Origin of the sequence: Micromonospora sp. WMMD735, assembly GCF_049178995.1 — a bacterium.
GTDB classification, from domain to species: domain Bacteria; phylum Actinomycetota; class Actinomycetes; order Mycobacteriales; family Micromonosporaceae; genus Micromonospora; species Micromonospora wenchangensis.
In genome coordinates this window covers 1,188,281-1,214,778 of sequence record NZ_JBMHMJ010000002.1, presented here as the reverse complement: position 1 = coordinate 1,214,778, position 26,498 = coordinate 1,188,281, and the positions used below count along the sequence as shown (strand labels likewise).

Below are 26,498 nucleotides of genomic sequence, written 5' to 3'. Positions count from 1 at the left end.
ACCCGCGTCGCCGCCGGCCACGGTCCGCCCCGTGGCCGGCGGCGGCGCGGACCCGACGACGGCCGGGCATTTACATTTAACAAACTTAACTGCTAGCCTCCCCGCCATCGACGAGGAGGTATGTCATGCGACTTCGACCTGCGACGACGGCCGTGCTGGCCGGCGCGGTGCTGCTCGCCGCCGCGCTGCCCGCCGCGACCGGCGTCGCCGCGCCGACCACCGCCACCACCACCGCCGGCACCCTCGCGGCCTGCTCCGCACCGGCCTGGGCCGAGGGCGTCAGCTATCCGGCGGGCACCCGGGTCAGCTACCTCGGCCGCCTCTACGAGTCGCTGGTGACCCACACCCCGCCGGCCGGCGCCGGCTGGAACCCGGCCGCCGTCCCGGCGCTCTGGCGCGACCTCGGCGTCTGCGCCGGCACCCCCTCCCCCACCCCGTCGCCGACCCCGACCGCCACGCCCACCCGGCCCCCGACACCGACCCCGACGCCCACCCGCACGCCGTCCCCGACCGCCACCCCCGGCACGACCACGCCGCCGCCGGACGGCACGGGCTGCGCGCTGAAGTCCCGGCCGACCGGCACGGTGCTCCAGGGCTACTGGGAAAACTGGGACGGCGCGGCCAACGGCGTCCACCCGCCGCTGGGCTGGATACCGATCACCGACGCCCGGATCACCGGGCACGGCTACAACGTGGTCACCGCCGCCTTCCCGGTGATCCGCGCCGACGGCACGGTGCTCTGGGAGGACGGCATGGACGCCACCGTCCGGGTGCCCACCCCGACCGAGATGTGCCAGGCCAAGGCCGCCGGGCTGACCCTGCTGCTGTCGATCGGCGGTGCCACCGCCGGCATCGACCTCGGCTCGGCGACCGTCGCGGACCGGTTCGTCGCCACCGTCGTGCCGATCCTCAAGCGGTACCACTTCGACGGCATCGACATCGACATCGAGACCGGGCTGACCGGCAGCGGCGACATCACCCGGCTGTCCCCCTCACAGGCGAACCTGATCCGCATCATCGACGGGGTGCTGGCCCAGATGCCGGCCGGCTTCGGCCTGACCATGGCCCCGGAGACCGCCTACGTCACCGGCGGCAGCGTCACCTACGGCTCCATCTGGGGCGCGTACCTGCCGGTGATCAAGCGGTACGTCGACAACGGGCGGCTCTGGTGGCTGAACATGCAGTACTACAACGGCAGCATGTACGGCTGCGCCGGTGACTCGTACCCGGCCGGGACGGTGGCGGGCTTCACCGCCCAGACCGACTGCCTCAACGCCGGCCTGGTCGTCCAGGGCACCACCATCCGGGTCCCGTACGACAGGCAGGTGCCCGGCCTGCCCGCGCAGCCCGGCGCCGGCGGTGGCTACCTCGCGCCGGCCTCGGTGGCGCAGGCGTGGAACACCTACCGGGGCGGCCTCAAGGGGCTGATGACCTGGTCGGTGAACTGGGACGGCGCCAAGGGCTGGACCTTCGGCGACAACGTCCGCACGCTCCAGGGACGCTGAACCCGACGGGTCGGGGCCCCGCTGCGGCCGGGGCCCGACCGGCGGGAGCATTCCGGGAATGACAGCCGACCCCGTACCCGCGCCGCCGATGACCTACCGGCAGGTCCTCGCCACCCGCAACGTGCCCCAGCTGCTGCTGTCGGCCTCGTTGTCCCGCCTGGCGTCCGAGATGCTGCTGTTCGTCGTCGTGCTCTACGTCCTCGCGCGGTTCCGTTCCCCGGTCCTGGCCGGGTTGAGCGGGTTCTTCCTGACCCTGCCCGGCTTCCTGGTCAGCCCGATGGCCGGCGCGCTGCTCGACCGGGTGGGTGCCGCCCGCGCGGTCATCCTGGACAATCTCGTCAGCGCCGTCCTCATCGGTCTGATCGCGCTGGCCTCCGTGGGCGGCCGGCTCACCCCCGCCGTGCTGCTGACCCTGCTGGGGCTCTTCTCGTTGACCAGCCCGCTCAGCGCGGGCGGGATCCGCACGCTGATCCCCCGGTTCGTGCCCGACGACGCCTACGACCGGGCCAACGCGCTGGACCTCAGCACCTACTCGGTCATCGAGGTCGTCGGTCCGCTGGTCGGCGGTACCGTGATCGCGCTGATCGGCCCCGACCCGGCGCTGGTGCTGGTGGCCGCGATGTACGTCCCGGCCGCGCTGAGCCTGCTGCTGCTGCGCGGGTCAGCCGCCGGACCGCCCCGGACGGAGCGCCGGCACCTGCTGCGCGAGGCGTGGGAAGGCGTCACCTACCTCGTCCGCGACGCCACCCTGCGCGGACTCGCCCTGTCCTACTCCTGCTACCAGGTCACCTTCGGCATCCTCGTCGTGGCGGTGCCGGTCTCGGTGGCCCAGCGGGTCGGCGGCGCGGGGCACAACGAGCAGTACGCCGGCGCGCTCTGGAGTCTGGTGGGTCTGTGCGGTGCGGCCGGTGCGCTGACCGCCGGACGACTGCTGCGGGCCGGTCGCGAACGGCTGCTGCTGATCGTCACCACGGTGCTCTCCGCCGTCGCGATCCACCCGCTGGGCGCCATCGCGACGCTCGCCACCCTGGCGGTCGGGCTGGCGCTGTTCGGCCTGCTGGAGGGCGCTCTCAACGTGGGTGTGCTGTCGCTGCGGCAACGGCGGACCGATCCCGCCCGGCTGGGCCGGGTGATGACGGTCTCCATCAGCGTCAACCTGATCGGGTTCCCGGTCGGCACCGCGCTCGGCGGGGTCCTGGTCGAGCGTTCCGGGTCGCTCGCGTACGCGGTCGCGGCGGGCTTCGCGCTCCTCGCGGCGCTGTGGGGCGCCCTGGTCATCCCCCGCGAGCCGGCCGGGACGCCCCCGGTCAGAGCCGGGCGCCCACGTCGACGCCGCTTGCGGGGCGCAGGAAGTCCGACGTCGGGACGGACCCGTCGGTGGCCCGGGGGCCGGTGATGGTCGACGGGTCGGTGCTGGCCAGCGGCCAGGTGCCGCCGAGGTCCCAGGAGTTGCCGGTCCCGGTCGAGGAGCCGGGCGACACCTCCGGGGCGTTGTCGACCGCGAGGTTGCGGTACAGCTGGGAGGCGGAGCGGGAGACGTCGAAACCGGCCCTGCCGTTGCGCCACGCGGTGTTGCGGTCGAAGACCAGCGCGCCCGGGTTGCCGTTGTCGATGAAGCCGCCGGCCGAGTTGCCCCAGGCCATGCTGTTGCGGGTGACGTGGTCGACGGCGGGGCGGGGATCGTTGCCGCCGCCGTGCTTGAAGCCGTTGCCGTCGCCTGCGTAGTCGGGCAGGTCCCAGTAGTTGTAGCCGTTGTCGTAGGCGACGCTGTCCTCGATCAGGATGGGCGACTGGAACAGCCAGGCGTCGAACCCGTCGTCGGAGTTGCGCCACAGCCGCGCGCCGCGTACCTGGTTGTCGAGGCCCGAGCCCTCCTTGATGGCCAGCCCGTCGGCGCTCTCGCCGTTCTTGCGGGGGTCCCGGTTGCCGTAACTGTCCAGGTTGATGATCCGGTTGCCGCTGGACTCGCCCTGCAGGTGCAGCCCGGACTCGTAGTTGTCCCGGGTGACCAGACGCTCGTACCTGCCGTAGTTGGTGTCCACCCCGAAGATGCCGTACGGGCCGTGGACGATCTCCAGGCCGACGAACCGCCACCAGTCCGCCTCGACGTGCAGCACGCCCCGGTCGGCCCGGGGGATGCTGGTGCCCACCGCGGCCGGCGTGTACGGCATGTTCTCGCCGTCGATGACCACCTTCTCGCCCTGATAGTTCATCAGGGTGATCGGATGGTATCCGTTGCCGTCCTTGAGGATCTTGATGGTGCTGGTCGGCGCGTAGGTGCCACCGCGTAACGCGATGGTGGTGCCGGGCTCGGCCAGGTCGTGGGCCCGCTGGATGGTGCGCAGCGGCCGGGCCAGCGTGCCGGGGTTGGCGTCGTCACCGTCGGTGGCGACCACCAGCACGACGGTCCCGGGCGGCGGCACGGTGGGTGGCGGGGTCACGGGCGGCGTGGTGGGTGACGGCGTGACCGACGGGGTGGGGACCGGGGGTGTGGTCGGGCTCGGCGGCGTGGTCGGCGCGGTGCCGCCGTCGCGGACCAGGACGTCGTCGAAGGTGGCCGCCGACGACGCGGTCTGCAGGCCGATCCGGCCGGCGGCGACCAGCGGGCTGGTGGCCTGCCCGACGGGGACGCCGTCGACGCTGCCCCGCACGGTGCTGCCGGTGACCTCGACGGCGAGGGTGTACCAGACGCCGGTCGTCACGGTGCGGGTGGCGCTGGCGAGCACGGTGACCGCGCTGCCGTTGACCGCCTGCAACTGCACCCGGTCACCGGGCAGCAGCGCCAGCCGGTGGTAGCGCGTCGCGCCGGACGCGCGGGCCAGCAGCCCGACGTGGCCGCCGGGCCCGAGGCTGAGCGGCTTCACCCGGGCCTGGACGGTGTAGTCGGTCCAGCCGGCGTTGCCGGCGAAGAGCCGGGCGTTGCCGCTGCCCGCGTCGGACTGCCGCAGGGCCGGGGAGCCGTCGGTGACGACACCCCACTTCCCACCCGACCGGGACCAGCCGGCGGTGTCGCCGTCGGTGAAGTCGTCGCTGAACAGGGTGGCGGCCGAGGCGGTGCTCACCGACCCGGCCAGGAGGGCGGCCGTGGCGGTGAGCACGGCGGCGAGCAGCGGGGCCAGCCGGCGCAGCGGGGACGGACGCATGGGGCGTACCTCCGGCGGGGTGGGCGGCGCGGAGCAAGAAAGCGCTTGCCGGACGATACGAGAGGGCATCGACATCCGTCAACCTGATGGGGTCGAAACCGACCGGAGGTCGAACGGCACGGCGGCCGACCCCCGGAAAGGGATCGGCCGCCGTGATCCGCCAGGCGTCACCGCCAGGTGTCGTTGGCGCTCCACGAGCCGGTGGACCCGACGGTGCCGCTGCGGTTGCCACCGGACTCCCAGGTCACCGTGCCGTTCGGGTTCTTCTTGAGGTACTTGTACTCGAACGTCGTGTTCGCCGGCAGGGCGACCGTGGCCCGCCACAGCGGGTAGGCGGCCGAGGAGAGCGCCACCGCGCCGGCCGGGTTCCACGAGCCGAGCGCCGCGACGCTGCCCACCACGTAGACGTTCTGCCCGTACGCGGTGGTGGCGTTGACGGTGAACGACGCGCCCTGGGTGCCGGCCGGGTCACCCCGGAAGGTGTCGGTGACCGACGCGGTGCCGCCGCTCGGCGTGGTCAGCGTCCGGTTGCTCCCCGACTCCCAGGTCACGACGCCGGCCGCGGTCTTCTTGAGGAACTTGAACTCCACCGTCGAGGACGCCGGCAGGGTGACCACCGCCCGGTACGTCCCCCCACCCTGCGCGGTCAGCGCGACGGCGGCGGCCGGGGCCCACGAGCCCAGCGCCGGGACGCTGCCGACGACGTAGGCGCTCTGGTCACCGCTCAGCGTGGCGGTCACGGTGAAGGTGGTGGCGACGGAGCCGGCCGGCGCGGTCGGCGTCGGCGTGGCGGTGGGCGTGGGCGTCGGGGTGGCGGTGGGCGTGGGCGCCGGGCCGGCCTTCGCGTTGACGTGCAGCGCCACCGCGCCGTTGGCGGGGATCTGCACGGTGGCCCGGCCACCGCTGACGGTCACCGTCGTGCCGGTGCAGCCGGACCCGCCCCGCGCCCCGGAGATCACGTCGCAGTACGACCCGTCGGCCAGGCCGGTGGTGAAGGTGGCGGTGGTGGCAGACCCGGAGTCGTTGATCCCGATCCAGGCGCGGTCGCCCCGGTGGAAGCCGATGACGTTGCTGTTGACCACGGTGAAGTCGGAGACGGTCCTGACCGACTTCGCGGCGTTCGCCCAGCCGACCATGCCCTTGATCCCGGTGGACCGGGTCAGACAGTTCCAACTGCCGCCGCAGACGGTGTCGGTGACGTAGCCGTTGCCGTCGGCGGGCGGCGACTGGTTGCGGTTGGACCAGGTGAAGCTGTCGTAGACCGACGGCTTGCCGTGCGGGTAGGCCAGCGCGAAGTAGTTGGCCAGGACGTAGTCGCTGCCGTCGCGGTAGGACAGCACCACCCCGTCGCGTTCCAGGTCGTGGTTGGTGACCATGGCGAACACGTTGGCACTGGGCGCGTCGAGGTTCCAGCTGCCGACGTTGGCCAGGTTGGCGATCGAACCCTGGAACGCGGACTTCAGGCCCTTGGCGTACCCGAAGTCGAGCACGTCGCCGTTGCCGGTGAAGGCACGCGCCTTGAGCGCGTCGTTGCTGGCTCCGTCGAAGATCTCCTGGGCGACGTACGGACGCTTGTTCTCGGCGGTGGTGTTGCGCACCTTGCCGAGGATCGCGGCGAAGTCGTCCTTCTTGACGTGCTTGACCGCATCCACCCGGAACCCGTCGACGCCGAGGCCGACCAGATCGTTGAGGAACCCGGCGATCTTGGTGCGGACGCTGTCCTTCTCGGTGTAGAGGTCGGTCAGGGACAGCAGCTCGCAGCTGGTCACCTGGGCCTCGTTGTTCCAGTCGTTGATCGCACCGGAGGTCGGGCAGTTGTCCCCCGGGCGGTGGAAGTCGCCGGTGCCGTAGGGCACGGCGGGGAAGCTGTAACCGGGGCCGGAGAAGTCGGTGCCGGCGTACCCGACGACCGACTCGGGGTTGTTGGCGCCGGCCATGTGGTTGACCACCGCGTCGACGTACACCCGCACGCCGGCGGCGTGGCAGGTGGTGACCATGTCGGCGAACTGCTGCCGGGTGCCGAACCGGCTCTCCAACCGGTAGGAGACCGGCTGGTAGACCTCGTACCAGGGGTGGACGCCGTCGGCGCTGCTCGGCAGGCTGACCGACTCCTGCGGCGGGGCGACCTGCACCGCGCCGTAGCCGGCCGGGCCGAGGTGGTCGGTGCACGCGGCGGCGACGGAGCGCCAGTTCCATTCCCAGAGATTCGCGGTGACCTCGCTGTCGTTGAGGGCGACGGCGGCGGAGGCGGGAACGGTCGCCGGCAACGCGCTCAGGCCGGCGAGGGAGGTGGCGGTGACGGCGAGGGCGAGGAGACCCCGTCGCAGACGGGTTCCCCGGGAGACGCGGGGTGTGGACATCGGGAGTTGACCTACTTCCGGGGGTCGAAGAGGCGCTTGACGGTGGGACGGCCGTCCGGTGGAGAAGACGATGCGGCATCGATGAAAGGTTTTGCAAGAGCTTGCGGCAAACTTTTCGACATCCGCCGGCAATGATCCGTAAGGAGTTGCAGCGTGCGGTGTGCCGGCCACCCGGCGTCGCCACCGCTCCGAACGGGGGGTTTGCCCTACGTCGCGCCGGGAACCCGGCGTCGTCCGTACCGTCACGAGGGGGTGCCGTGACCCGTCCGCCCGCCGGCCGGGCCGGCACCGCATGGCACCGGTGACCACGTCGTTACGCCGGGGCCTGCGGCCGGTCACCGAAGCCACCCGGGTGAGCACCACCGAGGTCTTCTTCGACCTGGTGTTCGTCTTCGCGTTCCTCCAGGTCACCACCCTGATGATCGCCGAGGACAACGACCTGGGCGTGCTGCACGGGCTGCTCGTGCTGAGCCTGCTGTGGTGGTCCTGGTCGCTGTTCGCCTGGCTCGGCAACCGGGTACGCGCCAACTACGGCATCGCCCGGCTCACCCTGCTGGCCACCACCCCGGTGATGTTCGTGCTCGCCGTCACCACCCGGGAGGCGTTCCAGGACTCACCGGGCGGGATCGACACACCGCTGTGGTTCGTGGGCTGCTATCTCGCCGTACGGTGCTGCTACCTGGGCCTGCGCCTGTACTCGTCGCCGGAGCTGCGGGCCCGCGACGTCCTGGCGCTCACCGGGCCCCCGGTCCTGGCCGCGGCGCTGCTGACCGGCGCGGCGCTGCTGCCGCGCACCGCGCTGCCCACCGACCGGATGGTCGCCGCGCAGGTGCTGCTGTGGGTGCTGGCCGGCATCGTCGACTATGTCGCCGGCCAGGCCCTGCCGCTGCCGCCGCGCAGGATCTTCTCCGCCCGGCACTGGACCGAACGGCACAACCTGATCGTCATCGCCGCCCTCGGGGAGGTGCTGATCGCGGTCGGCATCGCCGGCTCCCAGCTCACCAACTCGATCGGCCTACTGACTGCCTCTGCCCTCGCGGTGGTGGTGGCGGGCGCACTGGAGTGGATCTACATCGACCTGTCGACGCTGGTCGGCGAGCACGCCCTGCGCGCCGCCCCACCGGCCGAACGGACCGCGCTCGCCCGGGACTGCTACTCCTTCCTGCACCTGCCGATGATCGCCGGCATCATGCTGCTGGCCCTGGGCTTCAAGCACATGCCCACCCTCGTCGGGGAGGCCGGCACCTACACGGGCGGTCAGCCGCTGGACCACACCGGCCGCTACGCGCTGTACGGCGGCGTGGTCACCTTCCTGCTCTCCCACGCGACGTTCCAGTGGCGGCTCAGCCGTACCTGCCGGAACCTGATCTGGCCCCGGCTGGTCGCCGCCGCGACGCTGCTCGCCCTGCTGCCGGTCACCGCCGGCATCCCCGCCCTACGGGCGCTGGCCTGGCTGGCCCTGGTCTGCCTGGCCACGGCGGCCACCGAGTTCCTGGTCAGCCGCCGTGAGCGGCAACGACTGCGTCGCGCCCTCATCGAGGAGCGCGAGGGCACCTGCCCGGTCGAGCGGCACGGGCCGGGCCGGTCGGTCGGCTGACCGGCCCGGCCCGTGCCGCGGACCGTCCCCGCGTCGGCACCCGACGCGGGGACCGGCGTCACCCCGGGTGCTCCTCGTCCACCGTCACGTCACACGCTCACATCGGGTTCCAGCCGTCGCTGCCGGCCAGGTACCGCTGCGGCGTGTAGGTGGCCGCCTGGGCGTCGCTGAGCTGGGGACGGTTGCCGTTGGTGCCGGCACCGGGCCCGGTGTTGCGGTACTCGCGGAACCGCGCGTTCTGCCACACGTTGCCGGACATGTCGGTCCAGGGCTGGGCGGTCTTCATGGTCGCGCTCAGCGTCGACTCGCGGTAGAGGACCTGGGCGTCCGGCCCCCACGGGCGGCCGAGCTGGGTGGTGTTGTTCGTCGCCCCGGTGATCGTCGACCGGTAGATCAGCATTCCGTACGTCTTGCTGGCCGGCGTTCGCGCGGCGGTGATCGGTCCACCCGTCGACCGCTTCTCGTAGATCGAACTGCCGTCGATGACGATCGTGCCGCCGCCGAAGATGAAGTCGACGGTGCCCTCCACGTAGGAGCCCACCACGTACGCCCGGGTCTTGTCGTTGACCAGGAAGGTGTCCTGGTCACCGAGGAGCCGGACGTTGCGCAGCACCGCCCGGTCGGCGTTCAGGTGCAGCGCCACCGCCTGCTGGTCGACCCCCGAGGAGTTCTCCACGAAGTCGTTGGCGATGGTCAGGTTCTCGGCGACGAAGTTCGCCCCGTCGACGAACATGCTCGCGCTGTTGAAGGTGCCGTAGGTCGTGCCGTCCGGCTTGCGGGTGCCGGCGGAGTTGTTGTAGACCAGCACGACGTTCGACGGCGCCGAGCCGAGGCCGCGCAGGGTGACGTTGGTCTTGTTCGACGCCACCCGGACGACCTCGCGGTAGGTGCCGGGCTTGATGGTGATCGTGGTACGGCTGGAACTGTTCGCCGGCACCGCGTCGAGGGCGGCCTGGACCGTGCGGTACCTGCCGGTGCCGTCCGAGGCGACCGTGGGCGTCCCGCTGGTCGGCGGCGGCGTGGTCGGGGGCGGCGTGGTCGGCGGCGGCGGCGTGGTGGGTGGCGGCGTCGTCGGCGGCGGGGTGGTGGGTGGCGGCGTCGTCGGCGGCGGCGTGGTCGGGGGCGGTGGCGTCGTCGGCGCGGCGGTGGTGGGGGTGGTCGACCCCGTGCAGGCGGTGCCGTTGAGGGTGAAGCCGGCCGGGTCGGGGTTGCTGCCGGTCCAGGTGCCGTTGAAGCCGACGTCCACGACACCGCCGGTGGCGATGGCGGCGTTGTAGTCGAGGTTGGTGGCGACCACGGCGCCGCTGGTCGGGCTGGCGGTGAAGCCCCACGCGCTGGTGATGGTCTGCCCCGCCGGGAAGGTCCAGCCGAGCCGCCAGCCGGTGACGGGATCGCCCAGGTTCCTGATCGAGATGGCGGCGGTGAAGCCGCCGGCCCACTGGGCGCCCACCTGGTAGGTGACCTGACAACCGGCGGCGGCCTGCGCCGAGACGGCGGTAACCACGCCGGCGACGAGGGTGGTGGTGACGGCGGTGGCGACGATCGACGCCGCCCGCCGGGTGCGATTTCTCACGAACGAACTCCCCAGGGGTATCCGACACGGACAGCCGTGGGAGCGCTTTCCTGAGCCTCCCACACCCGCCTTCCGCTGTAAAGCGTCACCGACCGGACACCCCCGGTGGAGGCGGACCCGTCCGGTCACCCGGTGCTGATCATCCTGTCGGTCGGGCCTGTTACGGTCGCGCCGCTGTCACACCAGTCGAGCCGGAGGTAGGCGTGATCCGTTCGCACTTGTCGTCGTTCGCCGGAATGCCGGTGGTCCCCTTCACACCGGGGATGACCCTGCCCGACGACCCGTCGGCCGTCGCCTGGCGGCTGGAGGTCGAGGACTTCGAGGCCGAGCCGGAGGAGTTCGCCGGCCTGGTCGCGGCGCTGCGGGCCGAGGTGCCCGGTGACGCGGTCCGCGCCCTGGTGATCGGCGAGTGGGGCTCGGCGTACGAGCGGGCGCTCCCGGTCGACCTGCTGGCCGACGCCGCGAAAGACTGGACCGCCCTGCGCGCGGTGTTCCTGGCCGACCTGGTCAGCGAGCAGTGCGAGATCTCCTGGCTCACCCACGGTGACCTCACCTCGCTGCTGACCGCCTACCCGGAGCTGGAGACGCTGTGGGTACGCGGGGCCAACGAGCTGACCCTGCAACCGGTACGCCACACCGGGCTGCGGGAGCTGGGCTTCCAGACCGGCGGCCTGCCGGCCGAGGTGACCCGGGCGGTGGGCGACTGTGACCTGCCCGCCCTGCGCCGGCTCGACCTGTGGCTCGGCCGGCAGGACTACGGCGGCGACACCGGCGTCGACGACCTGGCCGCCGTCCTGACCGGCGACCGGCTGCCCGAGCTGCGGCACCTGGCGGTCTGCAACGCCGAGTTCGCCGACCACGTCGCGCAGGCGGTGGCCACCGCCCCGGTGGTGTCCCGGCTGGAGGTGCTCGACCTGTCGATGGGGGTGCTCACCGACCCGGGCGCCGAGGCGCTGCTGGCCGGGCAACCGCTGACCCACCTGCGCCGGCTCGACCTGCACCACCACTTCCTCTCGCCCGAGGTCGCACAGCGGCTGGTGGACGCGCTGCCCGGTGTCCAGGTCGACCTGGACGACCCGCAGACGCCCGACGAGTACCACGGCACGGTCTACCGGTTCACCGCGGTCGGGGAGTGAGCGACGATGACCTTCGGTTCCCACGCCCGGACGTTCGCCGGCCGGCCGGTGGTCGAGTTCCCCGCCGACGGGCCGCCACCCGTTGTGGACGGCCCGGTCTGCTGGCGGATCGCCGACTGGCACTTCGACGGCGACACCCGGCAGGACATCCTGTCGGAGCAGTTCCGGGACCGGTTCGACAGGTTCGTCGAGCAGCTCGGTGACCAGGTCGAGGCGCTCGTCGTCGGGGCCTGGGGATACGCGGCGTTCCACCACGCCCCGATCGCCCAGCTCTGCGCGGCGGCGGACCGGCTGCCCCGGCTACGGGCCCTGTTCCTGGGCGACATGGTCACCGAGGAGTGCGAGGTCTCCTGGATGCGGGTCGGCGACGTCAGCCCGTTGCTGACCGCCTACCCGGAGCTGGAGGTGCTGCGGGTACGCGGCGGCGAGGATTTCAGCTTCTCCCCGGTGCGGCACGGGCGGCTGCGGACGCTGTCCGTGCAGAGCGGCGGCCTGTCCCGGGAGTTCGTCGCCGCGGTGCTGGCCTCGGAGCTGCCCGCGCTGCACCACCTGGACCTGTGGCTGGGCACCGACGACTACGGCGGGGACACCACCGTGGCCGACCTGGACGCGCTGCTGGCCGGCAAGCTCTTCCCGGCGCTGCGCCGGCTCGGGCTGCGCAACGCCGAGATCGCCGACGAGCTGGCCGCCGCGCTCGCCACCGCCGCCGTGGTGCCCCGGCTGGAGCGGCTCGACCTGTCACTGGGCACTCTGTCCGACGACGGGCTGGCCGCGCTGCTCGCCGGGCAGTCCCTGACCCACCTGTCCGCCCTCGACCTGCACCACCACTACCTGTCGGAGGAGGCCGCCAACCGGGTGGTCGCCGCGTTGCCCGGCGTCGAGGTGGACGTCTCCGAGCCGCAGGAACCGGACGAGGACGACGGGGAGACCTACCGCTACACGGCGGTGTCGGAGTGACATGCGACTGACCGTGGTGGGCAACCCCGACAACCGGCGGGTCGCGCTGTTCCGGCGGGCCGTACGCGAGGCGGGGTTGCCCGACCCGGCGGTGCTGCCCTGGGCGCGGGTGCTCACCGGGGCCGCCCCGCCGGACGCCGACGCCCTGGTCCGGGTCGACTCCCCCGGCGAGGACGCGGAGGTGGACCGGCTGCTGCGCGGCGCGGCCACCCCCGCCCGGCACGGGGAGCTGATCGGCCTCGCCGACACGTACGCCGGGCTGGTGGCCGGAATGGGCCGGGTGGCCGCCGGGGGCGCGACGCTGCTCAACCACCCCGACGACGTGGCGGCGCTGTGCGACAAGCGCCGCTGCCACGCGCTGCTGTCGGCCGCCGGGGTGCCGGTGCCGGCGGCGCTCCCGCCGGTCGGCGGCTATCCGCAGTTGCGGGCGGCGATGACGGCGGCCGGCTGGCACCGGGTGTTCGTCAAGCCGGCACACGGCTCGTCGGCGGCCGGCGTGATCGCGCTCGCGGTGGGACCGCACCGGGTGCAGGCGGTCACCCCGATCGAGATCACCCCGGACGGTCTGTTCAACTCGCTGCGGCTGCGCCGCTACGACGACGAGGCGACCATCGCGGCGCTGGTCGACCGGCTCGCCCCGGAGGGCCTGCACGTGGAGCGGTGGCTGCCCAAGGCCGGGCTGGCCGACCGGGTGGTCGACCTGCGGGTGGTGGTGGTCGCCGGCCGGCCCACCCACGCCGTGGTCCGGGCGGCCCGGGGCCCGCTGACCAACCTGCACCTCGGCAACGCGCGTGGCGACCTGGCCGCGCTGCGGGCGGCGGCCGGCCCGGAGTCCTGGGCGGCGGCGATGCGGACCTGCGAGCGGGCGGCGGCGTGCTTCCCCCGGTCGCTGCACGTCGGCGTCGACCTGATGTTCCTGGTGGGCTGGCGGCGGCACGCGGTGGCCGAGGTCAACGCGTTCGGCGACCTGCTGCCCGGGGTGCTGGCCGACGGCCGGGACACCTACGCCGAGCAGGTGCACGCGCTGGCCAGCGGCCGGTGGGACCGGTGGCGGGCGACGGCCACGGCGGCCGGCGGGCCGGCGACGACCCGACGGGAGGAGGTCGGATGCGTACGCTGATCGGCAGTCACGACATCTGCCTGGTCACCCTCGACACGCTGCGCTTCGACGTGGCGGCCGAACTGGCCGCGGCCGGGCGGACGCCCCGGCTGGCCCGGGTGCTGCCCGGCGGGCGGTGGGAGCGGCGGCACTCCCCCGCCAGCTTCACCTACGCCGCGCACCACGCCTTCTTCGCCGGTTTCCTGCCCACCCCGGTCGGGCCGGGCCGGCACGAGCGGCTGTACGCGGCGGCGTTCCCGGGCAGCGAGACCGCCGGGGACGACACCTGGGTCTTCGACGCCTCCGACCTGCCGACCGCACTGGCCGGGGCCGGCTACCACACGCTCTGCCTGGGCGGGGTGGGCTTCTTCAACAGGCGCAGCCCGCTCGGGTCGGTGCTGCCCGGTCTGTTCGCCGAGGCGCACTGGGAACCGGAGTTCGGGGTCACCTCCCCCACCTGCCTGGACGCGCAGCTCGACCGGCTGGCCGAGGTGCTGCCCGGCCAGCCCGCCGACCGGCCGGTGTTCACCTTCCTCAACGTCGCCGCCCTGCACCAACCCAACCGGCACCACCTGCCCGGCGCGGCGCACGACAGCCGGGACAGTCACGCCGCCGCCCTGGAGTACGTCGACTCCCGGGTCGACCGGCTGTTCGCCCTGCTCACCGGGCGGGGACGGCCGGTGTTCACGATCATCTGTTCCGACCACGGCACCGCGTACGGCGAGGACGGGCACACCGGCCACCGGATCGGCCACGACGTGGTGTGGACCGTCCCGTACGCCCACTTCGTCCTGCGACCGGGGGAATGGTGACCAGCACCGACACGGGCCTCGACGGCTCGCCGTACCAGCAGTACCTCTACGCGTACCCGCACAAGACCTCCTACCGGGCGCTGCGGCCCCGGCCGCTGCTGGCCGACGTGTGGCGGGCCGAGGCCCGCGACGCGCTCTTCCTCTACGTGCACCTGCCGTTCTGCGAGATGCGCTGCGGCTTCTGCAACCTGTTCACCCGGGCCAACGCCCCGCAGGAACAGGTGACGGCCTACCTGCGGCAACTGCGCCGGCAGTCCGAACGGGTCGCCGACGCGCTCGGCGACGACGCCGGGTACGCCCGGGTGGCGCTCGGCGGGGGCACCCCCACCTACCTGACCGCCGACGAGCTGACCGACCTGTTCGACATCGTCACCGGCACCTCCGGGGCGCGGCTGCCCGGCGTACCGCTGGCGGTGGAGACCTCGCCGGCCACCGCGACGCCGGACCGGCTCGCGGTGCTCTCGGCGCACGGGGTGCACCGGGTGAGCATCGGCGTGCAGAGCTTCCTCGACGTCGAGGCGCGGGCCGCCGGCCGGCCGCAGCGCCGCGCGGAGGTCGAGGCGGCGCTCGGTGCGATCCGGGCCGCGGCGGTCCCCGTGCTCAACATCGACCTGATCTACGGCATCGACGGGCAGACGGCGGCGACCTGGCGGGAGAGCCTGGACGCGGCCCTGGCCTGGCGGCCGGAGGAGCTGTACCTCTACCCGCTGTACGTGCGGCCGTTGACCGGGCTGGGTCGGCGGGCGCACGGCCGGGCCGACTGGGACGCCCACCGGCTGGCCCTCTACGAGCAGGCGGTGCAGGTCCTCGGCGCGGCCGGCTACCGGCAGGAGTCGATGCGGCAGTTCCGCCGTGCCGACGTGCCCACCCCGGACGGGCCGGACTACTGCTGCCAGGACGACGGCATGGTCGGCCTGGGCTGCGGGGCGCGCTCCTACACCACCGCGCTGCACTACTCGTTCGACTACGCGGTCTCGGTGACGCAGGTCCGGGCGGTGCTGGACGACTACCTCGCCCGCCCCGCCGACGACTTCCGGCACGCCGAGTTCGGCTTCACCCTCGACGGCACCGAGCAGCGCCGCCGGTGGTTGCTCAAGTCGCTGCTGCGCGCCGAGGGGGTCGACGCGGCGGCCTACGCCGCCCGGTTCGGCCGGCCGCCCGGCGAGGACTTCCCCCAGCTGGGGCGGCTGGCCGACCGGGGCTGGGCGGACGCCGACGGGCTGCGGCTCACCCCGGCCGGGCTGGCCCGGTCCGACGCGATCGGCCCGTGGCTGACCTCCGCCCGGGTCCGGCAGGCGATGACCGGGTACGTGCCCCGGTGACCGCCCGGCCGCCGCACGTCGTCCCGCCCCGCACGGCGCTGCCGCTGTACCCCGTCCCGCCCCGGGCGGCGCGGTCGGGGTGTTCCGGGGCGGGTGCCACCGACGCCGGGGCGGGTGCCACCGACGCCGGGGCGAGGGCCGACGACCTCGGGGCGGAGCTGGCGGTGCTCTACCGGGGGCCGTTGGCGAGCTGCAACTACGACTGCCCGTACTGCCCGTTCGCCAAGCGGGTCGACCCGCCGGAGCTGCTGCGCGCCGACCGGGCGGCGCTGGACCGGTTCGCCGGCTGGGTGGCGGCCACCACCGACCGGCGGCTGTCGGTGCTGTTCACCCCGTGGGGCGAGGGGCTGACCCGCAGCTGGTACCGCGACGCCATGGTGACGCTGTCGCACCTGCCGCACGTCGACCGGGTGGTCATCCAGACCAACCTGGCCGCCCGGGTGGACTGGTTGGCCGACGCCGACCTCGCGACGGCGGCACTGTGGACGACGTACCACCCGGGGCAGGTCACCCGGGACCGGTTCCTCGCCCGCTGCGCCCGGCTGTCCGAGCTGGGCGTGCGCTACTCGGTCGGGGTGGTCGGCCTGCCCGAGCACCTGGCCGAGGCGCGGGCGCTGCGCGCCGCCCTGCCCGAGACGGTCTACCTGTGGGTCAACGCGGCCGACGGGCACCGCTACCCCGCCGAACAGGAGGCGGCCTGGACGGCGCTGGACCCGCTGTTCGGCTGGAGCGTCCGTCCGCACCCGTCGCTCGACCGGCCCTGCCACGCCGGGGAGACGGCGATCTCCGTCGCGGGCGACGGCACCGTGCGCCGTTGCCACTTCCGGCCCACGCCGATCGGCAACCTCTACGACGGGTCGTGGCGGGCCGCCCTGAAGCCCCGGGCGTGCGACGCCGCCCTCTGCGACTGCCACATCGGGTACGTCCACCTCAAGCCGCTCGGCTTGCGCGACGTGTTCGCCGGTGGGGTGCTGGAGCGTATTCCCGCTGCCTGGCCGACGGTCACCCCGCCGTCGGTCCGGACGGCCCAGTCGATCCCCTCCCCCGGCCGGTAGGAGCCGGACGTCGGCTGGCACGTCCTCAGTACGATCGTCGATCTGCCGTCCCCCGGCATGTTCGACGTGGGCGGGCGGCACGACCGCACCACCACCGTCCGTCACCGTCATCAGGGGACCGCTGGATGTCGACGTCCGTGCTCGACCGGATCAGTGAAGCCGACCGGACGAGAAGCACCGTCCTGTCGTTGGCCGGGACGCGGGAGACCGAACTCCCCGCGACGGTCGGCACCCTGCGCCGGTTGCGGACCCTCGACCTGCGACACAGTCGGATACGTACGCTGCCCCCGACCATCGGGGCGCTGAGCAGGCTGGAGGTGATCGACGCCAACGGCGGGGCGCTGACCGGGTTACCGGCAGAGATCGGTCGGCTGCACCGGCTACGCGAGCTGGACCTGGGTGGTTGCCCGGTGCGGGAGATCCCCCGCCAGTTGTGGGAGTGCGCCGCCCTGCGCCGCCTGCGGCTCGACGGCGACTACCAGCAGCTACCCCCGGGCATCGGGCAGCTCCGTCACCTGGAGTGGCTCTACATCGAACCGACCTGCCGGCTCGTCTGGCTGCCGCGCGGCTTCTCGGCGCTGCCGTCGTTGCAGGAGCTGGCCCTGGCGCCGGCCCCCGACGGCACGCTCGCCGGGGCGGTGTTCCGGCTGCCCCGGCTGCTCCGGCTGACCGTGCTCGGTGACGGCCCGGTACGGCTGCCCCCGGAGACGGGCCAGTTGAGCCGGCTACGCGAACTCGATCTCGGTGACGCCGTCGTCACCGACCTGCCGACCGAGCTGGCGGACCTGCCCGACCTGATCACCCTGCGGGCGCGGGCGGACCGGCTGGCCGAACCGCTGGGCGAGCTGTACCGGCGTGGTCTGCCAGCGCTGCTGTCCTACCTGCGTGACGAGGGCCGGGACGGGGTGCCGCTGCACGAGATCAAGGTGCTGCTCGTCGGCGAGGGCGAGGTGGGCAAGAGTTCGCTGGTCGGCGCGTTGCACCGGCATCCGTTCCTGGTGGGCCGGCCGACCACCCACGGGATCGAGCTGAGCAGGCTCGCCCTGCCCCACCCGGAGACCCCGGAGGTGGACATCACCCTGCGGATGTGGGACTTCGGCGGCCAGGAGGTCTACCGGATCACCCACCAGTTCTTCTTCTCCCGCCGGTCGCTGTACCTGCTGGTGTGGAAGCCCCGGCAGGGTCAGGACGAGAACGCGATCGAGTTCTGGCTGCGGCTGATCCGGTTACGCATCGGCCGGGACGCCCGGGTCCTGATCGTGGCCACCCACGGCGACGAGCGGCAACCCGAGATCGACCTGCCCCACCTGCGGGCGAAGTTCGCCCCGTCGCTGCTCGGCCAGTGGGTGGTGGACAACGCCTCCGGCCGGGGCGTCACGCAGATCGAGGCGGAACTGGCCCGGCAGGCGGCCCGGTTCCCGCAGATGGGACGGCGGCTGAGCAAGCGGTGGGTGGCCGTGCGCGACGCCCTGGCCACCTTCACCGAACCACAGATCCCGTACGCCACCTACCATGCGCTGTGCGCGCAGCACCAGCTCGACGCCGATGCCGAACGGACGCTCATCGAACTGCTGCACGACCTGGGCACCGTCGTGCACTTCTCCGGGGACGACGGGCTGCGCGACATCATCGTCCTGCAACCGGAGTGGTTGACCCGGGCGATCGGCTACGTCCTGGAGGACCGCCGGACGCGCGCCGACGGCGGGGTGCTCGACCATGCCCGGCTGCGCGAGATCTGGCAGTCGCCGACTCCGGGACGGGAGCAGTACCCGACCGCCTACCATCCGTACTTCCTGCGGCTGATGGAGAAGTTCGACGTCTCCTACCGGCTGCCCGAGAACGACCGCAGCCTCGTCGCCCAGCTGGTCCCCTATCAGAAGCCGGAGGTGCCCTGGCAGGAGACGCCGCTGCGGATGCCCCGGGTCAACACGGTCAGCCTGATCTGTGAACTGTCCGACGAGGCCCCAGGGTTGATCTCCTGGCTCACCGTCCGCAACTACCGGTTCTCCACCGGCCTGCACTGGCGGCGGGGGGTGTTCCTGCGGCACCGTGCGTACCACCTCGATGCGTTGATCCAGCTCGACGACGACAGGCGGCTGTCCCTGGTGGTCAAGGGAGGTGCCCCGGTCTACTTCTTCAGCATCCTGCGCGACGCCATCGAGGACCTGCTGCGCAGCCGGTGGCCCGGCCTGGCTTACCGCCTGCTGGTGCCCTGCGTCAACACGCTTGCCGACGGGCCGTGCCGGGGCACGTTCCCGCTGGTCGCGCTCGACGGGTTCCTTCGGGAGAACCGGACGGTGGTGGCCTGCCACACCTGTCTTCAGGACACCGACCTGTGGCTGCTGCTGAGCGGTTTCCCCCCTGAGCAGGGTCCCGCCTTCGCCGCGTTGGCCCGCCAGGAGCGGCGGATCGCCGAGATCGAACGAAGCATCTCGGCGGTGCACGCCACCGTCGGCCACCTGGAGGAGATCGCCAGCGACACCGCGCTGATGCTGCACGGCATCCGCCGGATGCTGGCCGTCGAGGTGGCCGACTGCCCGGCGCTGGTCAGCATCTGCGAGGTCCCCAGGTCGCGGTACAACCCGGCCCGACTGGTCACGCACCAGTTCCAGCTCAGCCTCTGGTGCGAGGTCCCCGACCAGCAGCACCGGTGTACGCATCCCGGTTACCCGTTCACCCGGTCACGGGACTGGTTCCTGCGGGCCGGGCCGTACCTGGAGCGGCTGGCCATGGTGTTGCGGCTGATCCCGCTCACCGGCGCGGTCACCGGGCTGCTCGGTGTGCTCGAACCGGCCCGCGCCGCCGAGATGGCCCGGCTGAAGGCAGAGATCGACCTGATGGGCGCGGCGACGAACCTGCTACCGGGCGACCGCGGCACACCACCGCGACCGGCGGTGCCCGACTCCCCGGACGCTGCCTTCCGCGGCGACGAGGTAACCGGTTTCCGGGCCGTCCGCGAGCTGCTGTTCGCGCTGGACCCGGCGCGGGAGTTCGCCGGCCTGCGGCGGGTGGTGGCGGAGTCGGGCGACTACCTCTGGGTCTGCCCGGAGCACTACCTGCACTACGACCCGGGGCTGCCGGAACTCTGAGCGGCCCGGCCGGTCAGCGGGTGCGCTCGGCGCGGCGCAGCAGCCCGGCGGCGAGCAGCCCACCGGCCAGGACCGCCACCGCCCCGGCGGTCTGCCCGGTGACCAGCGCCGACGCGAACGCGTCGGTGACCTGGGCGCGTTCGGTCTCGTCGGCGGCGGCCAGCGCGGCCGGATACGACCCCGCCCCGGCCACCGCGACCGGCACCAACGCGGCGAACCGGGCGTTGAGCACCGCGCCGAGCACGGCGATGCCGAGGCTGCCGCCCACCTCGGCCATGGTGCCGTCGATCCCGGCGCCGACGCCGGCCTTGGCCGGCGGGATGGAACTCATCACCGCCTCGACGATGGCCGGATTGGCCAGGGCGCAGCCGAAACCCATCACCAGCAGCCCGGTCAGCAGCACCGCGTAGCCGTCGGAGCGGACGTGGGTGACCAGGGTGAGACCGGCGGAGAGCAGCACCATGCCCAGCGCGATGGCCCCGGGCACCCCGAGCCGGCGGATCAGCCGGGTGGCGACCCCACCGAGGTTGAGCAGCACGATGGACAGCGCGAACGGCACCATCCGCAGCCCCGCCTCCCAGGCCGGGTAGCCACGGACGAACTGGAGGTCCTGGGTGAGCAGGAACAGCGCGCCGGTGGACCCGAAGGTGATCAGGACGACGCCGGTGACCGCGCCGACGAACCGCCTGTCGGTGAAGAAGTGCATGTCCAGCATGGGGGCGGTGATCCGCCGTTCCCACCAGACGAACGCGGCCAGCAGGAGCACACCGCCGCCGGCCGCGCCGAGCACCGCCGGTGCCGTCCAGCCACGCCCGGGACCGTCGATGATCGCCCAGACCACGCCGGTGAGGCCGGCGGTGGACAGCAGCACCCCGCCGACGTCGGGCCGGCCGCCGACCGGGTCGCGGGACTCCGGCACCAACGTGAGGCCGGCCGCCAGGCAGACCAGCACGATGGGCACGTTGACCAGGAAGATGGCCCCCCACGGCAGGTGGGCGAGGATGATCCCGCCGATCGGTGGGCCGGCGGCGTACCCGAGGGCGCTGGTGGCCGCCCAGATGCCGATCGCCCGGGAGCGTTCGGCACCGTCGAAGACCTGCATGGCGACGGCGAGGGTGGCGGTGACCAGCAGCGCCCCGCCGACACCCATGCCGGCACGGGCGGCGATCAGCTGGTCACCGGAGCGGGCCAGCCCGGCGGCCAGCGAACCGACGCCGAACAGCACCAGGCCGGCGACGAGCATCCGGCGGCGGCCGTAGCGGTCGGCGGCGCTGCCGGCGGTGAGCAGCAGCCCGCACTGCACCAGCGCGTACGCGTTGATCATCCACTGGATGTCGGTGGTGCTCGCGTCCAGCTCGGTGGTGAGCACCGGCACCGCCACGGTGAGCACCGTGTTGTCCAGCACCACGGTCAGCTGGGCCAGGCAGAGCACCGCCAGGATCAGCCAGCGGGACCGCAGCGGGGTCGCCGGGCCGGGCCGCGCGGCGGACAGCGCGGTGGTCATCGGGGCGGAGCGTAGCGGGCGAGCGGGTTGGTCAGGGTGCCGGCGAACTGGAGCGCCGCCGACGGGTCGGCGAGGTCGACCATCTGCTGGTTGTTGCGCAGTTGCAGCCGGTTGAGGCAGGACAGGGTGAACTCCGGGGCGAACAGGTCGTGCCGGCGCAGCCGGTCGGCCAGGTGCGGCACCCGGGCGGCGTAGTCGGTCGCGCAGTCGGCGACGGTACGCCAGAAGTCGTCCTCGTCGAGCACCCCGGCCCCGGCCAGCACGGCGTTGAGGTGGCGGAAGAAGCAGTCGAAGACGTCGGTGAAGATGGTCAGCAACTGCTCGTCGTCGGGGATGGCGGCACGGACCCGGCGTACCAGCGGCGGCAGGTCGGCGTCGGGGTCCATCACCACGATCTCCTCGGCGATGTCCTTGAAGATGACCCGCTCCACCACGCCGTCGTGCAGCACCAGGATGACGTTCTCACCGTGTGGCATGAAGGCCAGCCGGTGGGCGTAGAAGCTGTGCAGCAGCGGCACCAGGTAGGCGTCGAGGTAGCGGCGCAGCCACTCCCGCGCGGGCAGGCCGGACGCGGCGATCAGGGCGGCGGCCAGCGACCGTCCGTCGCGGTCGGTGTGCAGCAGGGCGGCCATGGTGGACAGCCGCCGGCCGGGGGCCAGGCCGGACACCGGGCTCTCCCGCCACAGCGCCGCCAGCATCTTGCGGTACGGCGAGTAGCGGTCGGTGGCCGCCTCGTACTGCGGGTGGCGGTAGCCGACGGCGGCCCGCTCGCGCAGGATGGTCAGCCCGGTGCCGGCGAGCACCGGGTCGCCGGTGACCAGGTCGAGGAGCCAGTCGTTGATCGCCGGGGTGGCCTCCATGTAGGCCGCCGACAGGCCGCGCAGGAACCCCATGTTCAGCACGGACAACGCGGTCTTGACGTAGTGCCGGCGCGGCTCGGTGACGTTGAAGAAGGTCCGGATGGACTGCTGCGCCAGGTACTCGTCGGGGGCCTCGCCGAGGCAGACCAGGCGCTGCCGGGCGACCTCCCCGGCGAAGGTGACGGCGAGCCGGTTCCACCACTGCCACGGGTGCACCGGGATGAGCAGGTAGTCGTCGGGGTCGAGGCCGGCGTCGGTCAGGGTGGCGGTGAACCGGGCCAGGGTGTCCGGGCCGAGTTCGGTGTGCAGCAGGGTGGCGTAGTCGAGGTCGGCGGCGCTGCTGAAGGTGGCGTGGTCGCGGTGCGCGGCGACCCAGACCAGCCGCACCGGCCGGCCGGCCTCCGGGGCGTACGCGTGGTATTCACCGATGCCGAAGCCGATCCGGCCGTTGTTGGCCACGAAGCACGGGTGGCCCTCGGTCATCCCCGTCTCGATGGCCTGGAAGTCGGCGCGGGCCAGCTCGTCGGCGCCCACCGCCGGCCGGGTCAGCTTGTAGGCGGTGCCGGCCAGGGTGGAGGTGATCTCCTCCAGGTAGACGGGGAGCACCTCGTCGCTGAGGCCGAGCGCGCCGCGCAGTTCGAGGCAGAGGTCGACGGCGTCGAGCGGCAGGTCCTCGTCGCCGCGCCGCCTGGTGATGCTCTCCGGGTCGATCTGCCAGTGGTCGAGGGTGAACCGGCGGGCGGTGAAGCGGTACTCGACCGTGTCGTCGTCGCAGCGGACGGCCCACCGGTCGTCGCCGGTGGGGGCGGGCTCGATCAGGCGTTCGTGGGCGAACTCGGCAAGCGCCTTGGCGACCAGCAGCCGGTTGGCGTGGGCCCAGGTGGCGGGGGTCAGGTGGGCCACGGATGCGGCGGGGTTCACGCGGGCACGTCTCCTCGGGTGGCGGCCAGGAACTGGTCGCGGGTACAGACGCTGAGCAGGGCGTCCTTCTCCGGTTTGCGGATCGGTCCGACGACGGTGAAGCCGACGGCGGCGTTGAGGGCGTGCACGGCGGTGTTGCGCACGTCGGGTTCGACGACCACCCGTCGGGTGGCCGGGTCGGCGAACAGCCAGTCCAGGACGGTGGTGATGACGGCCCGGGTGAAGCCGTGCACCGGCTGGTCGGTGGGGGCGCAGAGGAAGTGCATGCCGACGTCGCCGGGCTGCGCGGGGTGCAGGCCGACCAGCTCGACCCGGGCCGGGTCGTAGCGTTCGGCGAGGAACGTCGGTTCGCCGCGCCACAGCCCGAGGTACGCGTCGTGGTGCGGGTGGTCGGCGATCCCCCGGTACTCCCGGGCGACCCGGTCGACGTCGGCGTCCTGCATCAGCCAGAACGCCGACTTCGGGTGGGTCACCCAGCGGTGCAGCAGCCCGGCGTCGCCCTCCGGGTCGAGGGTACGCAGCGCGAACTCACCGAGCGCGGGGTCGTGCCGGCGGTGGACGACGTGGGTCACGAGGTGCCGCCCGCCGGGACGCCGAACTCCTGGAAGGCGATCCGGTCCTCGATCGGGTAGTGCTCGCGTCCGGTCAGCTCCCGGATGATCCAGGAGTTGCGGTACGGGCCCATGCCCAGGTCGGGTGAGGTGATGCTGTGCGTGTGGGTGCCGGCGTTCTGCAGGAACACCCCCCGACCGGTGTGGTCGATGCTGTAGTTGCGGGCCACGTCGAAGCGGCCGTGGGCGTCGAAGCGCAGCCGGTCGCGGATCGGGTCGAGGAACTCGGGCACCCGGTAGTGGTAGCCGGTGGCCAGCACCAGCCCCTCGGTGTCGAGGGTGAGGTCGCGCTCCTGTTCGATGTTGCGCAGCCCGAGGGTGTACGTGCCGGCAGCCTCGTCGTACCGGGCGCTGGTGAGTTCGGTGTTGGTCAGCAGCCGGGTCGGCACCGGCCCGTGCACCCGGTGGGCGTAGAGCAGGTCGAAGATGTCGTTGATCAGGTCGGCGTTGATCCCCTTGAACAGGCTCTTCTGGGCGCCCTCCAGCCGGTAGCGGGTGGCCTCGGGCAGCGCGTGGAAGTAGTCCACGTAGTCCGGGGAGGTCATCTCCAGGGTGAGCTTGGTGTATTCGAGGGGGAAGAAGCGCGGCGACCGGGTGACCCAGTTGAGCTGGTAGCCACAGGTGCCGAGGTCGGTGAGCAGGTCGTGGTAGATCTCGGCGGCGCTCTGCCCGCTGCCGACGACGGTGATGCTGCGCTTGGCGCGCAGCGCCGCCCGGTGCTCGCGGTAGCGGGAGTTGTGGATGACGTCGCCGCCGAGGCCCCGGCAGGCGTCCGGGACGTACGGCGGGGTGCCGGTGCCCAGCACCAGGTGCCGGGCCCGGTGGGTGACCCGTTCGCCGGCCACCTCGGCGTGCACCACGTACCGTTCGTCGGCGGGGTCGTAGGAGATGCCGGTGACCTGGTGGCCGAAGCGGACCGAGGGCAGCTTCGCCGCCGCCCAGCGGCAGTAGTCGTTGTACTCGTGGCGCAACGGGAAGAAGCTCTCCCGGATGTAGAACGGGTAGAGCCGGCCGACCTCCTTGAGGTAGTTGAGGAACGAGTACGGCGAGGTCGGGTCGGCCAGGGTGACCAGGTCGGCGATGAACGGCGTCTGCAGCCGGGTGGACTCCAGCAGCATGCCGGGGTGCCAGTCGAACTCGTCGCGGGCTTCGAGGAACAGGCCGTCGAGGTCGTCGAGCGGCGCGGTCAGACAGGCCAGCCCGAGGTTGTACGGGCCCAGCCCGACGGCGATGAAGTCGTGGGTCGACACAGGGGTTTTCTCCAGGGCGGGGTGGTCAGCCGACGGGGCTGGGCAGCTAGGCGGTGGCCCGGGTGCGGGCGTACCAGCCGGCGTGTTCGGCGATCAGGTCGCACACGTGGGCGATGTCGTCCAGGGTGGTCTCGGGGTTGAGCAGGGTGAGCTTGAGGTGGTGCGCGCCGTCGACCTTGGTGCCGGCGACCAGCGCCGCGCCGGAGGCGGCCAGCGCCTCCCGGGCGTACAGGTTGGCGTCGTCGACGACGTCCCGGCCGGCACCGGGGGGCAGGTAGCGGAACACCACCGTGCTCAACTGCGAGCGGGTGACCACCTCGAAGCGGGGGTCGTCGGCGAGCAGCCGCCAGGCGGCGGCGGCGAGGTCGACCACCTCGTCGAACAGGCTGCCGATGGCGTCGGGGCCCATGGTGCGCAGGGTGAGCCAGAGCTTGAGGGCGTCGAACCGGCGGGTGGTCTGCAGGCTCTTGTCGACCTGGTTGGGGATCCGCCGCTCGGCCATCCGGGCCGGGTTGAGGTAGTCGGCGTGCCAGGTGGCGTGGCGCAGCACCCGCCGGTCCCGGACGACCAGGGCGCTGGAGCTGACCGGCTGGAAGAACGACTTGTGGTAGTCGACGGTGACCGAGTCGGCCCGTTCGATGCCGGCCAGCAGGTGCCGCCGGGTGGGCGAGACCAGCAGCCCGCAGCCGTACGCGGCGTCGACGTGCAGCCAGACCCCGGCGGCGGTGCAGATCTCGGCGATCCGGTCCAGCGGGTCGATGGTGCCGAAGTCGGTGGTCCCGGCGGTGGCGACCACGGCCAGCACGGTCTGACCGTCGCGACGGCACCGGTCGAGGGTCTCGGCCAGTTCGTCGGTGCGCATCCGCCGGCCGGCGTCGGTGGCGATGGTGAGCACCGCGTCGGCGGCGAGGCCGAGCAGCTTGGCGGCCTTCTGGACGCTGAAGTGTCCGGCGGTGGAGGTGATGATCCGCAGCCGGGACAGCACCTCGGGCCGGCTGGGCCGGTCGGGGCCGCCGCCGACGATCCGGGCGTACGCCTCCTCCCGGGCCAGCAGCAGCGCCTGGAGGTTGGACTGGGTGCCGCCGCTGGTGAAGACGCCGTCGGCGGCCGGACCGAAGCCGATCCGCCCGGCGGTCCAGTCGACCAGGCGACGTTCGATCAGGGTGCCGCCGGCGCTCTGGTCCCAGGTGTCCAGGGAGGAGTTGACCGCGCTGAGCACCGCCTCGCCGACCAGGGCGGGGATGACCACCGGGCAGTTGAGGTGGGCCAGGTAGCGGGGGTGGTGGAAGTAGACGGCGTCGCGCAGGTAGACGTCGTGCAGTTCGTCGAGGGCGGCGGCGGTGTCGCCGAGCGGTCGGTCCAGGTCGATGCCGGCGACCCGGGGGGCCAGCTCGTCGGGGGTGATGCCGGTGCCGGGCCGGTCGACGCCGGCCACCCGGGCCGCGACCCGGTCGATGCCCTCGGTGACGGCCCGACGGTAGTCCTCGACGGTGCCGGCGGTGAACAGGTGGGCGCGGGGCGGGGTGGGACGCGTCCCGGTCACGGGGGCCTCGATTGTGGATCCGGGCAGGCTCATGAGCAGTCCTCGACGGTCGGTGACGGGGGCGCGGGCGGGACGGGGGCGGGTCAGGTCGTCCCGGCAACCCAGTTGATCTCGCTGAGTTAGGCTACCCTAACCTAACTACTTGTCAATGCCGACACCCC

18 protein-coding genes are annotated in these 26,498 nt (G+C 72.8%); 10 read left to right on the top strand and 8 right to left on the bottom strand.

Going from position 1 to position 26,498, the window contains the following annotated elements; genetic code table 11:
* Positions 1–125 precede the first annotated feature (125 nt).
* Positions 126–1,505 carry a carbohydrate-binding protein gene (locus tag ACN268_RS05285; protein ID WP_421482001.1) on the top strand — a complete coding sequence of 460 codons (1,380 nt, stop codon included), beginning with the start codon at positions 126–128 and terminating at the stop codon, positions 1,503–1,505.
* Between the two features lie 58 nt (positions 1,506–1,563).
* Entirely contained in the window at positions 1,564–2,901 is a 1,338-nt protein-coding gene (locus tag ACN268_RS05280) for an MFS transporter (RefSeq protein ID WP_421481999.1), read from the top strand.
* On the opposite strand, the gene ACN268_RS05275 is transcribed toward ACN268_RS05280, so the two are convergent.
* Positions 2,813–4,648: a right-handed parallel beta-helix repeat-containing protein gene (locus ACN268_RS05275; RefSeq protein ID WP_421481998.1), complete on the bottom strand. Its 1,836-nt coding sequence runs from the start codon at positions 4,646–4,648 to the stop codon at positions 2,813–2,815. The two genes, ACN268_RS05280 and ACN268_RS05275, sit on opposite strands and share 89 nt — an antisense overlap.
* 167 nt (positions 4,649–4,815) lie before the next feature.
* A complete protein-coding gene (locus ACN268_RS05270) occupies positions 4,816–7,008 on the bottom strand; it encodes a carbohydrate-binding module family 20 domain-containing protein (protein ID WP_421481997.1) in 2,193 nt (730 codons plus the stop codon).
* Between the two features lie 301 nt (positions 7,009–7,309).
* Here ACN268_RS05270 and ACN268_RS05265 point away from each other — a divergent pair, with 301 nt between their 5' ends.
* Entirely contained in the window at positions 7,310–8,605 is a 1,296-nt protein-coding gene (locus ACN268_RS05265) for a low temperature requirement protein A (protein ID WP_421481996.1), read from the top strand.
* 97 nt (positions 8,606–8,702) lie between these two features.
* Here the strand turns inward: ACN268_RS05265 and ACN268_RS05260 are convergent, their stop codons facing one another.
* Positions 8,703–10,178, bottom strand: coding sequence for a pectinesterase family protein (locus tag ACN268_RS05260; RefSeq protein WP_421481995.1), 1,476 nt, complete (start codon positions 10,176–10,178; stop codon positions 8,703–8,705).
* Positions 10,179–10,381: 203 nt separating this feature from the next.
* Between ACN268_RS05260 and ACN268_RS05255 the strand changes: the two genes are divergently transcribed.
* The 7 genes from ACN268_RS05255 to ACN268_RS05225 all read left to right on the top strand — a co-directional run bounded on the left by ACN268_RS05255 (position 10,382) and on the right by ACN268_RS05225 (position 19,648).
* The gene (locus tag ACN268_RS05255) at positions 10,382–11,314 is read left to right on the top strand and encodes an STM4015 family protein (protein ID WP_421481994.1); all 933 of its coding nucleotides are present in this window, start codon (positions 10,382–10,384) and stop codon (positions 11,312–11,314) included.
* Between the two features lie 6 nt (positions 11,315–11,320).
* Positions 11,321–12,271, top strand: a complete 951-nt coding sequence (locus ACN268_RS05250) for an STM4015 family protein (RefSeq protein ID WP_421481993.1) — start codon at positions 11,321–11,323, stop codon at positions 12,269–12,271.
* A gap of 1 nt (position 12,272) precedes the next feature.
* Positions 12,273–13,391: an STM4014 family protein gene (locus ACN268_RS05245; protein WP_421481992.1), complete on the top strand. Its 1,119-nt coding sequence runs from the start codon at positions 12,273–12,275 to the stop codon at positions 13,389–13,391.
* Positions 13,379–14,182, top strand: a complete 804-nt coding sequence (locus tag ACN268_RS05240; protein WP_421481991.1) for an STM4013/SEN3800 family hydrolase — start codon at positions 13,379–13,381, stop codon at positions 14,180–14,182. Before ACN268_RS05245 ends, ACN268_RS05240 begins: the two co-directional genes overlap by 13 nt.
* Complete coding sequence (locus ACN268_RS05235; RefSeq protein ID WP_421481990.1) at positions 14,179–15,504, top strand: STM4012 family radical SAM protein; 1,326 nt, start codon at positions 14,179–14,181, stop codon at positions 15,502–15,504. Before ACN268_RS05240 ends, ACN268_RS05235 begins: the two co-directional genes overlap by 4 nt.
* Positions 15,501–16,559, top strand: a complete 1,059-nt coding sequence (locus ACN268_RS05230; RefSeq protein WP_421481989.1) for an STM4011 family radical SAM protein — start codon at positions 15,501–15,503, stop codon at positions 16,557–16,559. The genes ACN268_RS05235 and ACN268_RS05230 overlap by 4 nt, the downstream gene beginning before the upstream one ends.
* A gap of 125 nt (positions 16,560–16,684) precedes the next feature.
* On the top strand, positions 16,685–19,648 hold the full coding sequence (locus tag ACN268_RS05225; protein ID WP_421481987.1) for a COR domain-containing protein: 2,964 nt from the start codon (positions 16,685–16,687) through the stop codon (positions 19,646–19,648).
* A 13-nt stretch (positions 19,649–19,661) separates the two neighbouring features.
* On the opposite strand, the gene ACN268_RS05220 is transcribed toward ACN268_RS05225, so the two are convergent.
* Genes ACN268_RS05220 through ACN268_RS05200 form a run of 5 tightly spaced genes read right to left on the bottom strand, consistent with a single transcriptional unit; the run spans position 19,662 to position 26,370 of the window.
* Positions 19,662–21,152, bottom strand: coding sequence for an MFS transporter (locus ACN268_RS05220; protein WP_421481986.1), 1,491 nt, complete (start codon positions 21,150–21,152; stop codon positions 19,662–19,664).
* Positions 21,149–22,933 carry an IucA/IucC family protein gene (locus tag ACN268_RS05215; RefSeq protein WP_421481985.1) on the bottom strand — a complete coding sequence of 595 codons (1,785 nt, stop codon included), beginning with the start codon at positions 22,931–22,933 and terminating at the stop codon, positions 21,149–21,151. Before ACN268_RS05215 ends, ACN268_RS05220 begins: the two co-directional genes overlap by 4 nt.
* Positions 22,930–23,505 carry a GNAT family N-acetyltransferase gene (locus ACN268_RS05210; RefSeq protein WP_421481984.1) on the bottom strand — a complete coding sequence of 192 codons (576 nt, stop codon included), beginning with the start codon at positions 23,503–23,505 and terminating at the stop codon, positions 22,930–22,932. The genes ACN268_RS05215 and ACN268_RS05210 overlap by 4 nt, the downstream gene beginning before the upstream one ends.
* Complete coding sequence (locus ACN268_RS05205) at positions 23,502–24,794, bottom strand: lysine N(6)-hydroxylase/L-ornithine N(5)-oxygenase family protein (protein WP_421481983.1); 1,293 nt, start codon at positions 24,792–24,794, stop codon at positions 23,502–23,504. Before ACN268_RS05205 ends, ACN268_RS05210 begins: the two co-directional genes overlap by 4 nt.
* Positions 24,795–24,840: 46 nt before the next feature.
* On the bottom strand, positions 24,841–26,370 hold the full coding sequence (locus tag ACN268_RS05200; protein WP_421481982.1) for a pyridoxal phosphate-dependent decarboxylase family protein: 1,530 nt from the start codon (positions 26,368–26,370) through the stop codon (positions 24,841–24,843).
* Positions 26,371–26,498 lie beyond the last annotated feature (128 nt).